This is a genomic window from Streptomyces sp. NPDC042638 (assembly GCF_040647235.1).
Taxonomy (GTDB): Bacteria; Actinomycetota; Actinomycetes; order Streptomycetales; family Streptomycetaceae; genus Streptomyces; species Streptomyces rameus.
Genome location: NZ_JBEZBT010000014.1, coordinates 83,506 through 103,556 on the forward strand (window position 1 = coordinate 83,506; position 20,051 = coordinate 103,556).

The following is a 20,051-nucleotide window of genomic DNA, read 5'->3' on the forward strand; positions in this document are numbered from 1 at the left end:
TATCCCGACCCGCCATGGACTCCTTCAGCGCGCTCAGCTGTCGCGCTTCTCCTTGATCTTCGCGGCCTTGCCGCGCAGGTCACGGAGGTAGTACAGCTTGGCGCGGCGCACGTCACCGCGGGTGACGAGCTCGATCTTCTCGACGATCGGGGTGTGCACCGGGAAGGTGCGCTCGACGCCGACGGAGAACGAGACCTTGCGGACCGTGAAGGTCTCGCGGACACCGGAGCCCTGGCGGCGGATCACAACGCCCTTGAACTGCTGCACACGGGAGCGGTTGCCCTCGATGACGCGGACGTGGACGTTGACGGTGTCACCCGGACGGAAGGCCGGGATGTCGCTGCGCAGCGACGTGGCGTCGACGGAGTCGAGCAGGTGAGACATTTCGTCTGCTTTCTTCGCTGATGCCACAGGTCATCAACGGAAACTAGGGTTTCAGGAGGACTGCCGTGCGGGTCGGTGCGGGCGTCGTGTCCCCCTGTGGCAGGGGCGCACGCCGGACGGACGCACAACAGCGGTCTATTCTTCCACGCCCTCGGCCCGGCGCCAAAATCGGCCGTACCGCTCCCCCTCGGGGTCCGGTTCCCAGCCCAGGATGGAGAGCATCTCGCGGTCCTTCTTGTCGAAGGCCTTGGGATCGCAGTGCTCGATCAGGTCGGGCCGGTGGGCGGTGGTACGCCGGAGGGCCTCGTCCCGGCGCCAGCGGGCGATCTTCCCGTGGTGCCCGCTGAGCAGTACCTCGGGGATGTCCCGGCCGCGCCAGACGGGCGGCTTGGTGTAGACGGGGCCCTCGAGGAGGGCGGCCATCGCGCCGGGGGCGAAGGAGTCGTCGCGGTGGGACTCCGCGTTGCCGAGGACGCCGGGCAGCAGCCGGGCCACGGCCTCCGTGACGACGAGTACGGCCGCCTCGCCGCCGGCCAGTACGTAGTCGCCGATGGAGACCTCGTAGACCGGCATGCGCGTCGCGTACTCGTCCGTCACGCGCCGGTCGATGCCCTCGTAGCGGGCCGGCGTGAAGATCAGCCAGGGGCGTTCGGACAGCTCGACGGCGAGTTCCTGGGTAAAGGGACGGCCGCTGGGCGTGGGGACGATCAGCGCGGGCGCCTGGGCGCCGCTCTCGTAGCCGTCGGCGAGGACGGTGTCCAGGGCGTCGCCCCAGGGGTCGGTCTTCATGACCATGCCGGGGCCGCCGCCGTACGGGGTGTCGTCGACCGTGTTGTGGCGGTCGTACGTCCACGCGCGCAGGTCGTGCACCTGGACGTCGAGCTGCCCACGCGCGCGGGCCTTGCCCACGAGGGAGACGTTCAGGGGTTCGAGGTACTCGGGGAAGATCGTGACGACGTCGAGCCTCATGCGCTGCCGTCCCCGGATTCTTCCCCGGGCTCTTCTCCGGATTCTTCCCTGGAGGACGCGATCTCGGCCCGGTCGTCGATCAGGCCCGGCGGGGGCGTGATGACCGCCCGCTGCTCCTCCAGGTCGATCTCACTGACGATCTCCTCCACGAAGGGGACCATCACCTCGCTGCCGTCCGGGCGCTCCACGATGAACAGGTCCTGGGAGGGCAGGTGTGAGATCTCGGTGATCCGGCCGACCTCCGTGCCGTCCTCGGTGACCACGTCGAGGTCGATCAGCTGGTGGTCGTAGTACTCGTCCTCGCCCTCGGGGAGTTCCTCGGGGTCGATCTCGGCGATCAGCAGGGTGTTGCGCAGGGCCTCGGCGGCGGTGCGGTCGGTGACGCCCTCGAAGCGCAGGAGGAGCCGGCCGCTGTGGACGCGGCCGGTGGCGATGGTGAGCGGCCCGGTGGAGGCCGGGTCGGTGGCCAGGACGGCGCCCGGGGCGAGCCGCAGCTCGGGCTCGTCGGTACGTACCTCGACGGTGACCTCGCCCTTGATGCCGTGGGCACGGCCGATCCGTGCGACTACCAGCTGCACGTGTCCAATTCTCCTGTCATCTGCTGCTCGCGCATGTTGCCCGTGGCAGGTCGTGCATCTCGTACGACTGTGACCTTGTACGGCCACGCGGCCTGCTCATACGACTGCGGGCCGGGGACGGCCAGTGGCCCTCCCCGGCCCGAGCCGGTTGCGGTGAAGCGTCAGCGGACGTGATCCACGTCGACCAGGTCGACGCGGACACCGCGACCGCCGATGGCGCCCACGACGGTACGCAGGGCGCGCGCGGTGCGGCCGTTGCGGCCGATCACCTTGCCGAGGTCGTCGGGATGGACCCGGACCTCCAGCACGCGCCCGCGGCGCAGGTCACGCGAGGCGACCTGCACATCGTCAGGGTTGTCGACGATGCCCTTCACGAGGTGCTCAAGCGCCTCTTCGAGCATGCTGCTCAGGCCTCGGTCGACTCAGCCGCAGAGGACTCAGCAGCCGCCTCGTCCTTCTTCTCGGCCTTCTTCTTCTGGGTGATGGCCTCACCCTTGCCCTCGTCGTCGCCGCCGAGAGCCTCGAACGACGGACGCGTGGCCTTCGGCTCGGCGACGAGCAGCGGCGCCGGGGCGGGCTCGCCCTTGAACTTCTGCCAGTCGCCGGTCTTCTTCAGGATGGCGAGCACGGGCTCGGTCGGCTGCGCGCCGACACCCAGCCAGTACGCCACGCGGTCGGCGTCCACCTCGATGACCGACGGGTTGTAGGTCGGGTGGTACTTGCCGATCTCCTCGATGGCCCGGCCGTCACGGCGGGTACGGGAGTCGGCGACGACGATGCGGTAGTGAGGCGAACGGATCTTGCCCAGACGCTTCAGCTTGATCTTGACTGCCACGGGAGTGGGTTCTCCTGGTTTTGACGTGGTTGGGCACGGCGAGTTGCCGCGTGGGGTTGCGGTACCCGAGTGCCCGATGGACGCGTCAGCCGGAGGAGAGAGGGGTCCTGTGCGACTGTCGAGTACAGCTTGCCATTCTGCCACACCCCGCGGGTCGCTTCGGGCCGAGGGTGGTGAACCGCGCCCGGGCACGCCGGTCCGGCACCCGGCGTGGAGGTGAGGTCACGTCGGGTGCGCTGCCCGGCACCGGCAGGCCGCCGCGGCATCGGCGCCCCTCGTCGTCCGCAGCCCCGGCACCCACGAGATGCCGGTACGTGCGCGGTCCGCGCCTATGCCGCCCCCACGACCTCCGGGATCCGGAACGGCTTGCCGCAGCCGCCGCAGACGATGGGGGCCTGGGCCAGGACCGAGGGCACCACCCGGACGTTGCGCCCGCAGTCGCACACCGCCTTGACCCGGACGCCGCCGCCGGAGGAACCGTGCCGGGCGGCCGGCCCGCGGAAGGTACGGGAGGTGTCGGCGGAGGTGGCCGCGGTGTGGGCCTTCAGAGCCCGCTGCAGTCGCTCGATGGTGGGGCGGTAGCGCCGCTTCGCCTCCGGGTTGAGCGTGACCAGCGAGAAACCGCTGCTCGGGTGCGGCTCCTCGGGGTGGTTCAGGCCCAGCTCCTCGGCGATCGCGAGGAAACGACGGTTGTGGTAGCGGCCGGCCCGGGAGGTGTCACGGATGCCGCGGGCGGCGGCGATGCCGTGGACGGCCTCGTGGAGCAGTCGCTCGAAGGAGAGTTCGTGACCGCACGCGGACGACGACTCTCCGATCAGGGACTCCGGCGCGGCGAGGTCCGGCAGCTCGGGGTGGTGCCGCTGAATGTCGGCCCACGCCTGCGCCAGCTCTGCGGCGAGGACAGGTGGTGTCTGTGTCGTGCTCACGTAATGACAACGAGCGGAGGTGCCGCTGTGTTCCGATTCCGGGGCATCCCAAATATTTTGCACGTACCCGTCAGTTGCCACTGATGCGTCCTGACGAGGGCGGGTGCGCTGATCTGCGGAGAAGCGTCACAGCTCATATCAAGCTGGTGCGTAGTCCGCGCTACGCACCGCCCGTGAGCCCTGATGCGACGGTGGCCGACTGCTGCGCAAGAGGTGTTTCGGCCGCTCTCGGCGCGCGTTCTCATCCCGATCAGCGTCCCGGGCCTCCGTGACGTTACCGCGCACCGCTCCGACCCCTGCCACCGGCCCGTCCCGGGGCGCGGACACCGTAGGGCCACCCAGGTTGCCGGGATGTGAAATCTCGCCACACCCGCGTCGTGGCCCCAAGCGGGGGCCCACGACCCCTGGACGGCACCGCGAGCCGGGAGTTACCTGGCATACGTGGGAAGTGCGCGCGCACGGCACGGGGGCCACACGACCGGGCACAGCGGCGAACTGTCGGCGGATTGGGGCGCTTCTATGACACCTACGCTCGTGCGGCAGCACGTGTCTCACGCGGACTCCGCACCACCCCGCGTGGACAGATACGCACGCGCGCGTGACTGGTCCGAGATCCAGGAGCGGATGCTCGTGCCGCTCTTCGACGCCGTGTACGACCGGCTCGAAGTGGGCCCGGCCACCCGGCTGCTGGGCCTGCGCTGCGGTTCCGGGCTGGCCCTGCTGATGGCGGCCGCCAGGGGCGCCGCGGTCACCGGTGCCGACCCCGCCGCCCCGGAACGGCTCGCCCTCGCCCGCGAGCGGCTGCTGCCGGACGCCCGGCGCGGCAGGGGCGGCGGCGCACGGCGTGGCACGCGCGCGGGTACGCCCGTGACACTCCTCGATGGTCCGCCCGCGGACGCGGCCGGCCCGGGGACCGCCCCGTACACGCTGGTGACCGTCTTCGAGCCGATCGGCAGCCTCGCGGGCGACTTCGAGGGCCTCGGGGAACTGCTCACCGGCGCGCTCGCGCCCGCCGCGCCCGGGACCGCCGTGGTGCTGACCGGCTGGGGTCCGCCGGAGCGCTGCGCCACCTCCGCGGTGCTGCGGGTCGCCACCCGGCTGGCCGATCCGCTGCGCAGCGCGCGCAGCTGGCGGCCCGCCCGGCGGGACGACCTGGAGGAGGTCGCCGGACGGGCCGGGCTGAAACCGGACGGCTCGGGCCGCGTCTCCTGCCCCTTCGGGTACGCCGATCTCGACAGCGCCGTACGGGGGCTGCTGTCGACCGGTCTGTTCGACGCGGCGATCGCGGCGACCGACGCCAAGCAGGTCGACAAGGAACTGGCGGAAGCCCTGCACCCGCACCGCCGCCCGGACGGCACCGTGTGGATGCCGAACGTCTTCCGCTATCTGATCGCCCGGGTGCCCCAGGGCCCCTCGTCCGGATCATGCCGGGCCGGCGGGGCCCGGAGCGAGCCTGGTCCAGACGCAGGGCCCTAGGCGTCGCGGTCCTTGGTCAGGCGGGGGATCCCGGCGATCCGGTACGCGTCCGCCTCCTCCAGCGTCTCCCTCTCCAGCAGGGCCTGGGCCAGAGCGTCGAGCTGTCCCCGGTGGTCGCGGAGTTTGCGGCAGGCCTCCTCGTAGCACTCGTCCACGATCCGCCGCATCTCGGTGTCGATCACGTCGAGGGTCTGCGGAGCGGCGGCGAGGCCGTACGCCTGCTGGGCGTCGTTCGGGAGCGCGGAGAGCCGGCCGACCACCTTGCTCATGCCCCAGCGCGACACCATGCCGCGCGCGATGCTGGTGACCTGTTCCAGGTCGCTCTCGGAGCCGGTGGTGATCACGTCGTAGACGACGTGCTCGGCCGCCATGCCGCCCAGCGCGCCGATGATCCGGCCGCGCAGGTACTCCTCGGTGTACGCGTACTTGTCCGCGTCCGGGGTCGACAGGGTGACCCCGAGCGCCCGGCCGCGCGGCACGATCGTGATCTTGCGGACCGGGTCGGCACCGGGCTGGAGCATGCCCAGCAGGGCGTGCCCGCTCTCGTGGTAGGCGGTGCGCCGGCGCTCCTCGTCGGGCATCACCAGCGGCCGCTCCGCACCCAGCTGGACCTTCTCCAGCGCGTCGGACATGTCGGAGCGGGTCACCCGTTGCTGTTTCCGCTTGACCGCGAGCAGCGCCGCCTCGTTGGCGAGATTGGCCAGATCCGCGCCCGTCATACCCGGGGTCGTACGGGCCACCTGCGCGAGATCGACGTCGTCGGCGAGCGGCATGTCGCGGGTGTGGATCTCCAGGATGGCCTCGCGGCCGCCGCGGTCCGGCGGCGAGACCTGGACCACCCGGTCGAACCGGCCGGGGCGGGTCAGGGCCGGGTCGAGGATGTCGGCGCGGTTGGTGGCCGCGATCACGATGACTCCCTCCGAGCCCGAGAATCCGTCCATCTCGGTGAGGATCTGGTTCAGCGTCTGCTCTCGCTCGTCGTGCCCGCCCACGGACGCGCCGCCGCCGCGCGCCCGCCCGATGGTGTCGATCTCGTCGATGAAGATGATCGACGGGGCCACCTTGCGGGCCTCGGCGAACAGCTCCCGCACCCGGGAGGCGCCCACACCCACGATCATCTCGATGAACTCGGAGGCCGAGGCGGAGAAGAACGGCACCCCCGCCTCTCCGGCGACCGCCCGCGCCAGCAGCGTCTTCCCCGTGCCGGGCGGACCCGCGAGCAGCACACCGCGCGGCATCTTGGCGCCCATCCGGCGATAGGCGTCGGGGTTCTTCAGGAAGTCGACGACGTCGTTCAGCTCGCCCTCGACCTCGTCGATCCCGGCGACGTCGGCGAACGTGGTGCGTTTCTCCCCCGGCACCAGCTCCACCGGCTTCGGTGGCGCCTTGCGGCCGAGCATGCCGCCCGCGCCGCCGAGCCCCGCGCTCATCCGCCGCGCGATGAACACCCACACGGCGATCAGCAGCAGCATCGGCGCCAGCGAGATCAGCAGGTTGGCGAGAAAACTCCGGTGCTGGACGACCGGCTCGGCGGTGACGTTGACCTTGTGCCTGGTCAGGTTCGCCCACAGGTCGTCGGCCGCGAACGACGGCCGCTCGGTGTCGAACTTGGTGTACTGCCCGCCGCCCTCCGGGTTCTTCCGCTCCTTCTTGAGCTGGCCCTGGATGGAGTCGCCCTTGGCGTAGATCTTGTCGACGTTGCCGTCGTTCACCTGCTTGCTGAACTCGGTGTAGGAGATCGTCGGCTCGTTCGCCTGGTCGAAGTACGACAGCACCAGGTTCGCGATCAGGTACACGATCAGCGCGGTGAGGGCGAGCCGCCACCAGCCGCCCCGCATCCTCCCGCCGCCGGGTGTCTGCTGCGGCGGCTCCTCCGGGGCGCCCTCGGTACGCCAGGGCTGGTCCGGCGACTTGCGCGGCGGAGCGGGGTCGGTCATATCCGGACGGTACGACACCGCCCCGGCACCGGCATGCGCAGGGGCGCCCCTCCGGCGGAGGGGCGCCCCTGGTGACGTACGGGCCCGGTCAGCCCATGAACTTCTTGAACTCGTCCGGCAGCTCGAAGTCCTCGCCGCCCTGCTGCGGCAGTCCGAAGGCGCCTCCGCTCTCGGCGGCGGCGGCACGGCGCTGGGCCTCCTCCAGCTCCTGCTGCTTGCGCTTCATCGGGTTGCCGGAGCGCTGCTTGCCCTTGGCCTTCTTCTGCTGCTTCTTCTGCCGGCCGGGGCCGCCGCCCATGCCCGGGATCCCCGGCATGCCCGGCATACCGCCGCCCTGGGCCATGCGGGCCATCATCTTGCGGGCCTCGAAGAACCGCTCGACCAGGCCCTTCACCGCGCTGACCTCGACACCGGAACCCTTGGCGATACGGGCGCGGCGCGAGCCGTTGATGATCGTCGGGTCCTGGCGCTCGCCCGGGGTCATCGACTTGATCATCGCGGCGATGCGGTCGACCTCCCGCTCGTCCAGGTTGTTGATCTGGTCCTTGATCTGGCCCATGCCCGGGAGCATGCCGAGCAGCTTGCTGATGCTGCCCATCTTCCTGACCTGCTCCATCTGGGACAGGAAGTCGTCCAGGGTGAAGTCCTGGCCCTTCTTGGACGCCAGCTTGGAGGCCATCTTCTGGGCCTCTTCCTGGCTGAACGTCTTCTCCGCCTGCTCGATCAGGGTGAGCAGGTCACCCATGTCGAGGATGCGGGAGGCCATCCGGTCCGGGTGGAACGCGTCGAAGTCGTCCAGCTTCTCGCCGTTCGACGCGAACATGATCGGCTTGCCGGTGATCTGCCGGATGGACAGGGCCGCGCCACCGCGGGCGTCACCGTCGAGCTTGGAGAGGACCACGCCGTCGAAGCCGACGCCGTCGCGGAAGGCCTCGGCGGTGTTGACGGCGTCCTGACCGATCATGGCGTCGACCACGAACATGATCTCGTCCGGGGAGACCGCGTCCCGGATGTCCGCGGCCTGCTGCATCATCTCGGCGTCGATACCGAGGCGGCCGGCGGTGTCCACGATCACGATGTCGTGGACCTTGGACCTGGCGAAGTCGATGGAGTCCTTGGCGACCTTCACCGGGTCGCCGACGCCGTTGCCCGGCTCCGGCGCGTACACCGCGACGCCGGCGCGCTCGGCGACGACGCTCAGCTGGTTCACGGCGTTGGGGCGCTGGAGGTCACAGGCGACCAGCAGCGGGGAGTGGCCCTGCTCCTTCAGCCAGCGGCCGAGCTTGCCCGCGAGGGTGGTCTTACCGGCACCCTGGAGACCGGCCAGCATGATCACGGTCGGCGGCTGCTTGGCGAAGCGCAGGCGCCGGGTCTCGCCGCCGAGGATGGTGATCAGTTCCTCGTTGACGATCTTGAGGACCTGCTGGGCCGGGTTCAGCGCCCGGGAGACCTCGGCGCCGAGTGCGCGCTCCTTGAGGTTCTTGATGAACGTGCGGACGACGGGCAGGGCCACGTCCGCCTCGAGGAGTGCGATGCGGATTTCACGGGCCGTGGCGTCGATGTCCGCTTCGCTCAGCCGGCCCTTCCCGCGGAGGTTTTTGAAAGTCGCGCTGAGGCGGTCGGAGAGAGTATCGAACACGGCGGCTTCGGTCCTCGGAGTCGGGGGCGGTCTGAGCGTCTTCCAGGGTATCTGGCCCGACAAGGCAACGGTCCCCGCCCGGCGCAATCGGCGGACGGGCCGTTCCCCACGGCCTCATGGACACGAGGCGTCCGGTCCGGCGGCGACAGGGACGCCCCGGACCGCCCGCGGGCCACCCCGGACCGCCACGGACCCCCCGGACCACCCCCGGGTCTCACCCCCGACCAGCTCGGACCACCCCCGGGTCTCACCCCCGACCAGCTCGGACCACCCCCGGGCCACCCCGGACCGCCTCGGACCACCCCCGGGCCACCCCGGACCGCCTCGGGCCGCCCCGGGGTCATCCCGGACCGCCCCCGGACCGCCTCGGACCACCCCCGGGCCACCCCCGGGTCACCCCGGACTGCCCGCAGGCGACCCCTGGACCACCACGGACCCCCCGGGCCACCCCGGGTCACCCCGGACCACCCCCGGGCCACCCCGGACCGCCTCGGACCGCCCCCGGGTCACCCCGGGCCACCCTGGACCGCCTCGGGCCGCCCCGGGGTCATCCCGGACCGCCTCGGACCACCCCCGGGCCACCCCGGACCGCCTCGGGCTACCCCGGGCCACCCCCGGGTCACCCCGGACTGCCCCCGGGTCACCCCGGACCGCCCGCAGGCGACCCCTGGACCACCACGGACCCCCCGGGCCACCCCGGGTCACCCCGGGTCACCCCGGGCCACCCCCGGGCCACCCCCGGGCCACCCCCGGGTCACCCCGGACCGTCTCGGACCACCCCGGACCGCCCCGGAACGCGCCGGGCCGCCGCCGACCACCTCGGACCGGCTCTGAGGACCGCCCCGGGTCGCCTCCGCGGCCGCGGGGAACACGCCTCGCCCGGTCGGCGAGGGCTGCCGCGGGGGTCACGCCCGCAGCGTCTCCTCCAGCACCCCCGCGAGCGACCCCGCGTCCTCCACCGGCAGCGGCGCGCCCGCCCCCGTCGTGACGTAGAACGCGTCCACCGCGTTGGAGCCCAGCGTGCTCACGTGCATGCTCCGCACCCGCACGCCCGCCTTCTCCAGGGCCGTCCCGATGCGGTGCAGCAGGCCCGGCGCGTCCTGGGCGCGGACCTCGATCACCGTGGCGTGGTGGGAGGCCGCCGGGGCCACCGTCACCCGGGGCGGCGGGGCGGTCCAGCCGCGGCGGCGCGGGTAGGCCGCGTCCCGCTCGGCCAGCCGGCCGGCGATGTCCAGGGAGCCGTCCAGGGCGCGGACGAGGTCGGCGCGCAGGCGGGTCGCCTGCGGCAGGGAGCCGTACTCGGCGGCGACCCGCCAGTTGAGCAGGAGCACCGTGCCCTCGTCGTCCACGTCGTCCGGCAGGCGCAGGGCGCGCAGTTCCGCCGTGCGGACGGTGAGGCGGTGCACGGCGAGGACGCCGGCGACCGCGGGCAGGACGCCCGGCTGGTCGGGGACGGCGATGAGGAGTTCGACGCCCAGCGGTTCCGGATCGCCGGACCGCTCCTCGTCCGGCACCGGTTCGGTCTGGGCGCGCAGCGCGAGGACGGGCCCGCCGGTGCGGTGGGCCTCGATGGTGAGGCGCTCCTGCTCGGCGGTGGGCGCGGCCGGCTCCGGCTCGTCGGGGACGTCTCCGGCGAGGACGGCACGCACGCGCCGTACGAGGTCGGCGACGAGGGAGGCGCGCCAGGAGGACCAGGCGGCCGGGCCGGTCGCGAGGGCGTCCGCCTCCGTGAGGGCGTGCAGCAGCTCCAGGGTGCTCAGGGTGCCGACCGCTTCGGCGACCGAGCGGACGGTGGCGGGGTCGTCCAGGTCGCGGCGGGTGGCCGTCTCGATCAGCAGCAGGTGGTGGCGGACGAGTGCCGACAGGACGGCCACGTCGGCGCGGTCGAAGCCGATCCGGGCGGCGACGTCCTTGGCGATGATCTCGCCGGCCAGCGAGTGGTCGCCGGGCCAGCCCTTGCCGATGTCGTGCAGCAGGGCGGCGACCAGGAGCAGGTCGGGACGGCTGACCCGGCGGGTGAACTCGCAGGCGCGGACGGCGGTCTCGATCAGATGCCGGTCCACCGTCCAGAGGTGGACGGCGTTGCGCTGGGGGCGGCAGCGGACCCGTTCCCAGTCGGGGAGCAGGCCGGTGATCAGGCCCTCCGCCTCCAGGGCCTCCCAGACGTCGACCGTCGGACGGCCGGAGCCGAGCAGGGTGACCAGTTGTTCACGGGCTTCGGCGGGCCAGGGCGCGGGCAGCGGGCGCACGGTGGCGGCCATGCGCCGTACGGCGTGCAGGGAGAGCGGGAGGCCCGCCTGCGCGGCGGCGGCAGCGGCCCGCAGCGGGAGGACCGGGTCGCGCTCGGGGCGGGCGGCGCGGGCGAGCACCACCTCGCCGTCCTGCTCGACCACGCCCTCGGCGAGCGGAGAGCGCTCGGTGACGGACCTGCCGCCGCCCAGCATGGCGCGCAGGCGCGGACGCACGGCGCGCGAGCGCAGTACGCGCCCCACTTCGCGCCAGGTGACGTCGCTGGCGTAGGCGATGACCCGCGCGGCCTCGTAGACCTGCCGGAGCAGGGCGTCCGCGTCGAGCAGGCCCAGCTCGGCGGCCACCTGGTCCTGCTCCTGCAGCGCGAGCCGGTCGGTGGCGCGGCCGGTGGCCAGGTGGAGGGCGTCGCGTACGTCGAGCAGACGGCGTCGGGCGTCGGCCAGGCCCTCGCGCGGGGCGTCGGCGAGCCAGGAGGCGGCCACGGCGCGCAGGGCGGTGGCGTCCCGCAGGCCGCCCCGGGCCTCCTTGAGGTCGGGTTCCAGCAGGTACTGCAGCTCGCCCTGGCGGGCGGCGCGGTCGGCGCACAGTTCCCGCAGCTCGGGCAGGCGTCTGGGGGCCTGGTTGCGCCAGTCGGCGAGGGCGGCGGTGCGCAGGCCGGCGGTGAGTCCGGCGTCCCCGGTGAGATGGCGGGCGTCCAGCAGGCCGAGGTGGACCTTCAGGTCCTCGCCGGCCGTCCTGCGGGCCTCGGCGGGGGTGCGCACGGAGTGGTCGAGGGCGACGCCGAGGTCCCACACGGGGTACCAGAGGCGGTCGGCGAGGGCGGCGACGGCACCGGGGTCGGAGCCGTCGTGCAGCAGGACGAGGTCGAGGTCGCTGCGCGGGGACAGTTCGCCCCGGCCGTAACCGCCGACGGCGACGAGGGAGACCCCGCCCGGTCCCCCCTCCCCCCGTCCGTCGTCGCCGCGCGGCAGCCGCTCCACCGCCGCGCCGAACAGTCCGGCGAGCCAGCCGTCGGTCAGTTCGGCGAGGGCGGTACGGCGCGGCGGCCCGGACCGCGCCCCCTCGGTGAGGAGGCGCAGCCGGGCCGCCGCGTAGCCGCCGGGTCCCGAGTCTTCGGTCTCTTTCCGCACATCCGTACCGGTCACCCAGTGACTCCTGTTCCGTTGCTCCCGCTCAGAGCGCGTCCGGGCCGCGCTCGCCGGTGCGCACCCGTACGGCCGTCTCGACGGGCAGGGACCACACCTTGCCGTCTCCGATCTTGCCGGTGCGGGCCGCCTTGACGACGACTTCGATCAGCTGCTCGGCGTCGTCGTCCTCGGCCAGCACCTCGATGCGGATCTTGGGGACGAGGTCGACGGTGTACTCGGCGCCGCGGTAGACCTCGGTGTGGCCGCGCTGCCGGCCGTAGCCGCTGGCCTCGGTGACCGTCAGCCCGTGGACGCCGAAGGCCTGCAGGGCCTCCTTGATCTCGTCCAGCCGGTGGGGCTTGACGACCGCGGTGATGAGCTTCATGCATCCACCTTCTTGTTCTTCTGCGGGGCGGCCGGGGCCGGGGCGGGGGCGGTGGAGCCGATGACACCGCCGCCGGTGCCGCTGAAGTCGTACGCGGTCTCGGCGTGCTCGGCCTGGTCGATGCCGGAGACCTCCTTGTCCTCGCTGACCCGCATGCCGAGGGTCTTGTCGAGCAGGAAGGCGAGGACTGCGGAGACGACCAGGGAGTAGGCGAGGACCGCGAAGACCCCCGCGCACTGCTTCCACAGCTGGTCGAAGGAGTGGTCGCCGTAGAAGACACCGGTCGCCGCGGACTGGCCCTTGCCGGTGGCGAAGAAGCCGATGAGCAGGGAGCCGATGATGCCGCCGACCATGTGGACGCCGACGACGTCGAGCGAGTCGTCGTAGCCGAACCGGAACTTCAGGCCGACGGCCGCGGCGCAGGCGACACCGGCGACGGCGCCGACGGCGATCGCGCCGAGCGGGGAGACCGCGCCGCCGGACGGGGTGATCGCGACCAGACCGGCGACCGCGCCGGAGGCGGCGCCGAGTGTGGTGAACGCGCCGTGCCGGATCTTCTCGTAGGCGAGCCAGGCCAGCATCGCGGCGGCGGTGGCGACCTGCGTGTTGACGAACATCAGCGCGCCGACGCCGTCGTCGTTGCCGAGCCAGGAGCCGGCGTTGAAGCCGAACCAGCCGAACCAGAGCAGACCGGCGCCGAGCATGACCAGCGGCAGGCTGTGCGGGCGCATCGGGTCCCGCTTGAAGCCGACGCGTTTGCCGATGACGAGGATGACACCGAGCGCCGCCGCACCCGCGTTGATGTGGACCGCGGTACCGCCCGCGAAGTCGATCACGCCGAGCTTGTAGGCCCAGCCGTCGGCGCCCCAGACCCAGTGGGCGACCGGGACGTAGACGATCGTGACCCACAGGGCGACGAAGAGCGCCCAGGCGGAGAACTTGACCCGGTCGGCGAGGGCGCCGCTTATCAGGGCCGGTGTGATGATCGCGAACATCATCTGGAAGACCATGAAGACGTAGATCGGGATGGTGTAGCCGTCCCAGAGCTGCGTCAGCCCGACGTTGTTGAGGCCGATCCAGTCGGCGTTCCAGCCGAGGAGGCTGTTGCCCGTGCCGAAGGCGAGGGAGAAGCCGTAGAGCACCCACAGAATGGTGACGATCCCGAGGCTGATGAAGCTCATCATCAGCATGTTCAGGGTGCTCTTGACGCGGACCATTCCTCCGTAGAAGAAGGCCAGGCCCGGGGTCATGAGCATCACCAGGGCGGAACAGATGAGCATGAAGCCTGTGTTGGCGGACGACAGCTTGGGTGCGTCCGCCGCAAGCATGATGGCTGGTGCCATCGGCGTCTCCTCGTCGGTTGGTGCGGCCCCGTGCGGGCGGTGCCTGAGCGGTCCGGTCGGTGGAGGGGGTGGCCGGTTATGCGCCCTGAGACTGGCGCAGCGCGGTTTCGGTGGAAGCCCCTCGTTGTTTCGCCGGGGTGACGAAGGAGCCTGGCGTGTTACGCGTGGATGAAGTGCCGGATACGGGACCGGGCGATCGTTATCGTGGCGCAACCTTCCGCGGGGATCTCCGCGGGGAGACGGGCCGGCCGCGGCGGGCCTCTCGATGACCTGGCATGGGGGAGCCGAGTCGGGCAGTTCGGGAGGCCCGGCCGCGGCCGGGGCATGTGGTGCTCGGGGTGGGCGTGGGCGGGCCGGACGTCAGACCGCTTCCGCGGACTCCGGCAGGTCGACGGCGAGCTTGTCGGAGAGGTCGACGACGGCGGCGAGGTCGCCGTAGTCGCGCACGGCCGTGTCGACGGTCTTTCGGATACGGGTGTTCACCCGCTCGGAACGGACCTTCTTGGCGATCTCCATGGCCCGCGCGGCGTACTGGGTGCTGTGCTCGGGCTCGCGCTGGAGGAGGTGCACGGTGGCCATGCCGATGAGATTGAGCGCGTACGACCGCTGGTGCTCGGAGTCCTTGGCGAACAGCTCCACCGCCCGCTGCATGAGGGGCTCGGCGAGGGAGGCGTAGGTGGGGCTGCGCCCGGCGACGTAGGCCAGGTCGCGGAAGGAGTGGGAGTTCTCGCCGTACAGCTCGGCCTCGGAGAAGAAGCGGATCCAGTCGGGGTCCGGCTCGTCCCACTCGTCGGCATCGGCGAAGGTGTCCTCGGCCATGCGGACGGCACGCTTGGTCTTGGCGGGCTGGCCCATGTTGGCGTACGCGCGGGCCTCCATCGCATACAGCATGGACTGGGTGCGCGGGCTCGCGCAGTCACGGCTGCCGTACTGGGCGAGGTGGATCAGTTCCAGGGCGTCGTCGGGCCGGCCGAGGTGGATCATCTGGCGGCTCATGCTGGAGAGGATGTAGGAGCCGAGCGGCTTGTCGCCGGCTTCCTTGGCCGCGTGCAGCGCGAGCACGAAGTACTTCTGGGCGGTGGGCTGGAGGCCGACGTCGTACGACATCCAGCCGGCGAGTTCGGCCAGTTCGGCGGCGACCTGGAACAACGTGCGCGTGGTGGCCGCGGGTTGGGGCTCCTGGAGCAGATCGGTGACCTCGTGCAGTTGGCCGACGACCGCCTTGCGGCGCAGGCCGCCGCCGCACTGGGCATCCCACTGGCGGAACATCCGCGTGGTCGACTCCAGCAGGTCCAGCTCGGGCCGGGACAGCCGGCCCGGCCTGCGCGCGTCCAGCGCGGACTGGGGCTCGGCCGGGACCGGGGAGGCCGGAGTGGGCACGAGCCAGCGCTGCATGGGCTCGACCAGGGAGGGACCGGCGGCCAGGGCGAGCGAGGTCCCGAGGAAGCCGCGCCGGGCGAGCATGAGGTCGCTGCGGGAGAACTCACCGAGCAGCGCCACCGTCCGCGGGCCGGTCCAGGGCAGGTCGACACCGGAGGCGGCGGGCGACTGGCGGGCCGCGCGCAGGCCGAGGTCCTCGATGGAGACCACACAGCCGAATCGCTCGGAGAACAGCTCCGAGAGGATGCGCGGAATCGGTTCGCGCGGGTTCTCCCCGTCCAGCCAGCGGCGCACCCGCGAGGTGTCGGTGGAGATGTGGTTCGCACCCAACTGGCGTGCCCTGCGGTTCACCTGGCGGGCCAGCTCGCCCTTGGACCAGCCGCTGCGCACGAACCACGAGCCGAGCAGCTCGTTGGGGCGCTTGTCAGCGTTCGTCCCGCTACCGCCGTTGCCGCCCACTGGAACGCCCCCATTCCTGAGACCACTTGTCGCCCTGATGCGTCAAGCCCTATCAGAATGCCGGTAAATACGGCTCCCCGTCCGCCGGTTCTCACTCTTCGAACGAGCCGACGACTTGCCTCCGGCATACCCACATGTGCATGTGCCGCCAGAACTCGCACACTCACAGTAATTCTACGATCACCCGTCCAGCCACGGGGATCCCGGAAACGCCACCATTCGCCACCCCTTCGAATGAACTCACGGTCGGCTCCGCGCGATTCACTTGACATAGGACGACTGGAAGTCGGTGGAGTGATGCACGCGGGGGCGCGTGGCTCCCGGCGTTCCCCCCGGTGTGCTCCAAGGCGCCGCCTTGGCCGCGCGACCGCCTGGGAAGGCGGAGCCCTAGCGTTACGTTCCGCTTCCGTCCCGTTCCGCGTCGTAACCACCGGCGCGCCGGACCCGTTGGAGGGGGCATGGGCTTCACGATCGGCGGCATCCGCGAGATCCGTTCCGGCACGCGTCGGCGCGGCCGCTCCGCGGAGTGCACCGCCGTCGCCGAGTTCACCGGGCTGTGGGGATGGGACGTGGTGCCGGGGGCGCGGGCCGCCGGGAGCGTCTGCTCGTGCGGGCGGTCCGGCTGCCCGGCGCCAGGCGCGCATCCGCTGGGTTTCGCCCCCCACGTGCCGGCCGGGGCCACGCTGGACGAGGTGAGCAAGGCCTGGTCCGACTTCCCGGGCGCCTCGGTCATGCTGCCGGTCGGGCAGGCCTTCGACGTCATCGAGGTCTCGGAGTCGGCCGGCCGTCGCGCCCTGGTCCGCCTGGAGCGCATGGGCCTTCCCCTCGGCCCGGTCACCGCCACGCCGGAGGGCCGCGCCCACTTCTTCGTCGCACCCGGCGCCGCCGCCGACCTCCCCCGGCTGCTCTACCGCATGGGCTGGGACGACCCGGCCGCGCTGGACCTGCGCGGCCTCGGTCCCGGCACGCACATCACCGCCCCGCCCTCCGACCGCGGCGGTCTCGGGCCGGTGCGCTGGCTGCGTCCGCCCGCGCTGGACTCGGCGACCCGGCCGCCGGCGGCGCGGCTGCTGCTCGGCACGCTGGCGTACGTCGCCCACCGGTCGCGCAGGTGACCGGCCGCCGAAAAGCGAAGCGCCCGTCCCCGACTGCACCTCGGGGGCGGGCGCTTCTCGCTTGATCCTGGAAAGGTTCCGAGGATGAGTGGGACACCTCCGCGGCCGGAGGCGGGGTCACTCACCGATAAGGGCATCCACGAACGCTTCCGGCTCGAACGGCGCGAGATCGTCCGCGCCCTCGCCGAGCCCGACGAGCTTGACCGGCACGCCCAGCTCACGCTGGACCGCGACCACGATGCCGCCCTTGGCCGTGCCGTCCAGCTTGGTCAGCACGATGCCGGTGATGTCCACGACCTCGGCGAACACCCGGGCCTGCACCAGACCGTTCTGGCCGGTGGTGGCGTCCAGGACGAGGAGCACCTCGTCCAGCGGCGCGTGCTTCTCCACCACGCGCTTGACCTTGCCCAGCTCGTCCATGAGACCGGTCTTGGTGTGCAGCCGGCCGGCGGTGTCGATGAGGACCACGTCGACCCCCATCTCCTTGCCCTCCTTGACCGCGTCGAAGGCGACGGAGGCGGGGTCGCCGGCTTCCGGCCCGCGCACGGTGTAGGCGCCGACGCGCTCGCCCCAGGTCTGGAGCTGGTCGGCCGCGGCGGCACGGAAGGTGTCGGCGGCGCCGAGGACGACGGTGCGGCCGTCGGCGATCAGGACGCGGGCGAGCTTGCCGGTGGTGGTGGTCTTGCCGGTGCCGTTGACACCGACGACCATCACGATGCCGGGCTTGCGGCCCTCGGGCTCGGTCTTCACGGTGCGGTCGACGTCGGTGCCGACCAGCTTGAGGAGTTCCTCGCGGAGCAGACCGCGCAGTTCGTCGGGGGTGCGGGTGCCGAGGACCTTGACGCGTTCGCGCAGGCGCTCGACCAGTTCCTGGGTGGGCTGCACGCCGACATCGGCGGTGAGCAGCGTGTCCTCGATCTCCTCCCACGTGTCGTCGTCCAGGTGCTCACGGGAGAGCAGGGTGAGCAGACCCTGTCCGAGGGCGTTCTGCGAGCGGGACAGCCGGGCGCGCAGGCGGACCAGGCGGCCGGCGGTGGGCTCCGGAATCTCGAGTTCGGGAACCTCGACGGGCGGAACGGCGGGGGGCTCCTCGACGACGACCGGTGCGGGGCCGCCCGGGAGATCCACCTCCTCGATCGTCCGGCGCGGTTCGTCGCGCGGCGTCTCGGCCTCGTCGCCGACGTGCGGCTCGGCCGGGGGCGCGGTGATGTCGGGGGTCTTCGGGGGCGGCGGAGGCAGCGACTTCTTGCGTCGGCTGCCCACGATCAGCCCGCCGAGCGCACCGAGCACGACCACGGCGATGACTACAGCAAGGATGACGGTTTCCATAACCCGACCAGTATCGGCCATGGGGTCCGCCGGAGGGCCGTTTGTGGGTTCCTCTGAGAGACAAAGGCCACGTAGCGACAGGACTCGGAGCAAAGTACGATGGTGGCTGCTCTATCCACGCGCGTAGAGTCCCCACGTCACTCTGTTCCCCCACGTCTGGCACCTTCTTTCATGAGCAAATCCGTCGAGACCGAAGGCGCTCTCGAAACCCGCGGTATCGAGCAGGTCCCCGACCACGAGCGCACCGCGAGGACCCGGGAGCTGTTCCCCACGTGGGTCGGCGCGAACATCAGCGTGCTGCTGCTGACGATGGGCGCGAGCCTCGTCGTGGCGTACCACCTGAACATCTGGCAGGCGCTGGTCGTCGCCGTGGCCGCGCCGATCGTGTCGTACGGCCTGGTCGGCCTGATCGGCATCGCGGGCAAGCGCGGCGGCGCGCCGGGCATGGCACTCTCGCGCGCGGTCTTCGGCCAGCGCGGCAATCTGCTGCCCGGTTCGCTGATCTGGGTCGCCCGCTGGGGCTGGGAGACGATCAACGCGGTGACCGGCGCCTACGCGCTGCTCACCATCCTGGACATCCTGTTCGGCATCAAGACGAACAGCGTGCTGGACATGGTGACCCTGCTGGTCTTCGTCGTGGCGACCTTCGCGATCTCCGGGCTCGGCATCAGCGCCGTACAGAAGTGCAACAAGTACGCGACCTACCTCTTCGCCGTCTTCTCGGTGCTCGTCCTGGGGTATCTGGTGGCGAACACCGACTGGTCGAAGGTGATGGACCACAGCGCCGGCTCCACGGCCGCGGTGATCACCGGCGTCGGCATGATCGCGGCCGGCGGTGTCAGCTGGATCCCGTCCGCGCCGGACTTCACCCGCTATCTGCCGCGCACGGCGTCCTCGAAGGCGATCGTGGGCACGGCGGTGGGCGGTGCCGGTGTGGTCGTGCTGCCGATGGTCCTGATGGGCGCGGTGATGGCGGTCTCGACGCCGGACCTGGCCTCGGCGACCGACCCGGTCTCCTTCCTCGGCGAGATCCTGCCGACGTGGATCGCGGTGCCGTACCTGTGCATCGCGCTGATCGGCATGCTGCTGATCAACTCGATGTCGATGTACTCGGCGGGCTTCACCGCGCAGACCCTGGGCTTCAAGGTGCCGCGGCACTGGGCGGTCTCGGTCAACGCCGTGATCTCGCTGATCTTCGGCGGGGTGCTGATGCTGGTGGCGACGAGCTTCATGGGCTCGTTCATCGCCTTCCTGTCGCTGCTGGCGGTCGCCTTCTCCGCCTGGGTCGGCGTCTTCGGCGCGGACATGCTGCGCCGCACCGAGTACGACGGCCGGGCCATGGCCGACACCACCCGCACCAGCGCCTACTGGTACCGGGGCGGCTTCTCCCCCGCGGCCGTGGCCGCCTGGGCGATCGGCCTGCTGGCGGGCCTGATGTTCACCACCTCGGACTGGTTCACCGGCCCGCTCGCCGCGAACAACGTGATCGGCGAGTACGGCCTCGGCTGGGTCGCGACGATCGTGATCTCGGGTGTGCTGTACCTGGTGCTGCCCAAGCCGGCGGTGACGGTTCCGGCGCAGGCCGCCGAGGAGAGCGCCGAGGAGAGCGCCGAGGTGCGGGCGACCGCCGACGTCTGACCGCGGGCCGAGCCGACGCGTCCGTGCCGCTGCGGTACAGGACGGCGCCCGGCCGCAAGCGGCGGCACCCGCAGCGCCCCTGCGCCTCCTGGCCCGCGCCCGCCGGTTCCCCGTCGGCGCCGGCCGTGCGTCTGCCGACCAACCTCTCCCCGGCCCCGCGTCGGCCGGTCCCGCGTCTCCCCGGGCCGCGCTTCCCCGGCCCGCCTCTGCCTCACGGGTCAGTACACCTGGCCCGCCCTCGTGTCCCCATGGCCATCTGACGCTTCGTCAGTTACCGTCCC

General features: G+C 71.9%; 16 protein-coding genes. 3 read left to right on the top strand and 13 right to left on the bottom strand.

Annotated elements, in window-relative coordinates:
• Positions 1-33: 33 nt before the first annotated feature.
• The 6 genes from rplS to AB0B40_RS14575 all read right to left on the bottom strand — a co-directional run bounded on the left by rplS (position 34) and on the right by AB0B40_RS14575 (position 3,692).
• Entirely contained in the window at positions 34-384 is a 351-nt protein-coding gene (gene rplS / locus AB0B40_RS14550; protein ID WP_345059529.1) for a 50S ribosomal protein L19, read from the bottom strand.
• Between the two features lie 135 nt (positions 385-519).
• The gene (gene trmD / locus AB0B40_RS14555) at positions 520-1,353 is read right to left on the bottom strand and encodes a tRNA (guanosine(37)-N1)-methyltransferase TrmD (protein WP_345059531.1); all 834 of its coding nucleotides are present in this window, start codon (positions 1,351-1,353) and stop codon (positions 520-522) included.
• On the bottom strand, positions 1,350-1,931 hold the full coding sequence (gene rimM, locus AB0B40_RS14560; protein WP_362264022.1) for a ribosome maturation factor RimM: 582 nt from the start codon (positions 1,929-1,931) through the stop codon (positions 1,350-1,352). The genes trmD and rimM overlap by 4 nt, the downstream gene beginning before the upstream one ends.
• Positions 1,932-2,092: 161 nt before the next feature.
• Complete coding sequence (locus AB0B40_RS14565; protein WP_005479813.1) at positions 2,093-2,332, bottom strand: RNA-binding protein; 240 nt, start codon at positions 2,330-2,332, stop codon at positions 2,093-2,095.
• A gap of 5 nt (positions 2,333-2,337) precedes the next feature.
• On the bottom strand, positions 2,338-2,766 hold the full coding sequence (rpsP, locus tag AB0B40_RS14570; protein WP_345059535.1) for a 30S ribosomal protein S16: 429 nt from the start codon (positions 2,764-2,766) through the stop codon (positions 2,338-2,340).
• 329 nt (positions 2,767-3,095) lie between these two features.
• Positions 3,096-3,692, bottom strand: a complete 597-nt coding sequence (locus tag AB0B40_RS14575; protein WP_345059537.1) for a hypothetical protein — start codon at positions 3,690-3,692, stop codon at positions 3,096-3,098.
• 519 nt (positions 3,693-4,211) lie between these two features.
• Between AB0B40_RS14575 and AB0B40_RS14580 the strand changes: the two genes are divergently transcribed.
• A complete protein-coding gene (locus AB0B40_RS14580; protein WP_362264023.1) occupies positions 4,212-5,168 on the top strand; it encodes an SAM-dependent methyltransferase in 957 nt (318 codons plus the stop codon).
• Here the strand turns inward: AB0B40_RS14580 and ftsH are convergent.
• From ftsH to AB0B40_RS14610, 6 genes are all read right to left on the bottom strand, one after another.
• Complete coding sequence (ftsH, locus tag AB0B40_RS14585) at positions 5,165-7,105, bottom strand: ATP-dependent zinc metalloprotease FtsH (RefSeq protein ID WP_362264024.1); 1,941 nt, start codon at positions 7,103-7,105, stop codon at positions 5,165-5,167. The two genes, AB0B40_RS14580 and ftsH, sit on opposite strands and share 4 nt — an antisense overlap.
• 88 nt (positions 7,106-7,193) lie before the next feature.
• On the bottom strand, positions 7,194-8,744 hold the full coding sequence (ffh, locus tag AB0B40_RS14590) for a signal recognition particle protein (RefSeq protein WP_345059543.1): 1,551 nt from the start codon (positions 8,742-8,744) through the stop codon (positions 7,194-7,196).
• Between the two features lie 905 nt (positions 8,745-9,649).
• Entirely contained in the window at positions 9,650-12,139 is a 2,490-nt protein-coding gene (locus tag AB0B40_RS14595) for a [protein-PII] uridylyltransferase (RefSeq protein ID WP_362264025.1), read from the bottom strand.
• Positions 12,140-12,167: 28 nt separating this feature from the next.
• Complete coding sequence (locus tag AB0B40_RS14600) at positions 12,168-12,506, bottom strand: P-II family nitrogen regulator (protein WP_039656487.1); 339 nt, start codon at positions 12,504-12,506, stop codon at positions 12,168-12,170.
• Complete coding sequence (locus AB0B40_RS14605) at positions 12,503-13,849, bottom strand: ammonium transporter (protein WP_345059548.1); 1,347 nt, start codon at positions 13,847-13,849, stop codon at positions 12,503-12,505. The genes AB0B40_RS14600 and AB0B40_RS14605 overlap by 4 nt, the downstream gene beginning before the upstream one ends.
• Before the next feature lie 360 nt (positions 13,850-14,209).
• Entirely contained in the window at positions 14,210-15,688 is a 1,479-nt protein-coding gene (locus tag AB0B40_RS14610) for a hypothetical protein (RefSeq protein ID WP_362264026.1), read from the bottom strand.
• Positions 15,689-16,146: 458 nt separating this feature from the next.
• Between AB0B40_RS14610 and AB0B40_RS14615 the strand changes: the two genes are divergently transcribed.
• On the top strand, positions 16,147-16,803 hold the full coding sequence (locus tag AB0B40_RS14615) for a bifunctional DNA primase/polymerase (protein ID WP_345059552.1): 657 nt from the start codon (positions 16,147-16,149) through the stop codon (positions 16,801-16,803).
• Positions 16,804-16,920: 117 nt separating this feature from the next.
• Here AB0B40_RS14615 and ftsY read toward each other — a convergent pair whose 3' ends face one another.
• On the bottom strand, positions 16,921-18,132 hold the full coding sequence (ftsY, locus tag AB0B40_RS14620; RefSeq protein ID WP_345059554.1) for a signal recognition particle-docking protein FtsY: 1,212 nt from the start codon (positions 18,130-18,132) through the stop codon (positions 16,921-16,923).
• 171 nt (positions 18,133-18,303) lie between these two features.
• On the opposite strand from ftsY, the gene AB0B40_RS14625 reads away from it, so the two are divergent.
• Entirely contained in the window at positions 18,304-19,770 is a 1,467-nt protein-coding gene (locus AB0B40_RS14625; RefSeq protein ID WP_345059556.1) for a cytosine permease, read from the top strand.
• The last annotated feature ends 281 nt before the right edge of the window (positions 19,771-20,051 follow it).